This window comes from Prevotella falsenii DSM 22864 = JCM 15124, assembly GCF_000613945.1.
In the GTDB taxonomy this organism is placed as follows: domain Bacteria; phylum Bacteroidota; class Bacteroidia; order Bacteroidales; family Bacteroidaceae; genus Prevotella; species Prevotella falsenii.
In genome coordinates, this window is record NZ_BAJY01000085.1 from 1 (window position 1) to 847 (window position 847).

Consider the following 847-nt stretch of genomic DNA (forward strand, 5'->3'; position numbering starts at 1 on the left):
GTTTGTAGAGAAAATGCATTATAGAACAGAATAAAAGCAATTGATGCCTATGCTGACACTTGGGTTATTCTTCACAGAGTTCTTGTAAAATTTAAAATCGCATTGAAAGTTCCTCCGATGTTCAATGCGATTTTTGCTGTAGGTACAAAGGTCAAGTTCATATCGTATCCACACAGTAACGGTGAGGTTTCGTATGGGAAGTCTTTGGAAATACCGGAGATAAGAGTTAAGAAAATAAAGCAGATACAAGGCTAATCAGTGTCAATAGGTACGATCGCTACCCAATATTCATCGCTGTCAGTATCGATGAATACGATTTGAAAGCCGATGGACTTCCACTGTTCGTTAAGCAGAAGGCACCATTGTGGAATGTCGCCATCGGCTGGCAAAGAAGAATCATCAATGGGAAGATGGTGCTGTTGCAGGCATCGTAGATTGCGCATTTTCCACAGGAATGTCTCCAAATCATCTTTCCAATCGAAACTGGCAATAAAGTTGGCATTGCCAATCGCAAAGAGCATAACTATGCCTTGTAGGTTAGTATCGTTATCTTCTTTTTCTTCATGCCAATCGAATAACAAGTCTTGATAATCGTATAATTGTTCCGGGACAGCTTTAATTTCCATCTGACAGAAGGTCTTTTGGATTCTCTAAACACCGAAGAACAACCTCCATTATCTCTTTGTTCTCTCCTGTAATATGCTTTGCTAATTTTATTAATTCTTCTTTCGTAGCAGGAAGTGGCAGCCTTGGAACAGAAGGCTTGTCCGCTTTAATACTATTTGACTTCGAAAACCAACCTATGAATATTGGGATACCGAATAGCAAGGCTCCAAGCAGACAGATG

1 protein-coding gene and 1 pseudogene are annotated in these 847 nt (G+C 39.9%); both read right to left on the bottom strand.

Features of this window, described 5'->3' with window-relative positions; translation table 11 throughout:
- Positions 1–251 precede the first annotated feature (251 nt).
- The gene (locus tag JCM15124_RS14635) at positions 252–626 is read right to left on the bottom strand and encodes a DUF6630 family protein (protein ID WP_051527388.1); all 375 of its coding nucleotides are present in this window, start codon (positions 624–626) and stop codon (positions 252–254) included.
- Positions 616–847, bottom strand: a pseudogene (locus tag JCM15124_RS16885) (hypothetical protein); the annotation flags it as partial. The gene JCM15124_RS14635 and the pseudogene JCM15124_RS16885, both read right to left, overlap by 11 nt.

Bases quoted from the DNA above. Each gene is read 5' to 3' on its own strand.
- JCM15124_RS14635 (WP_051527388.1), bottom strand. From the start codon at position 626: ATGGAAATTAAAGCTGTCCCGGAACAATTATACGATTATCAAGACTTG.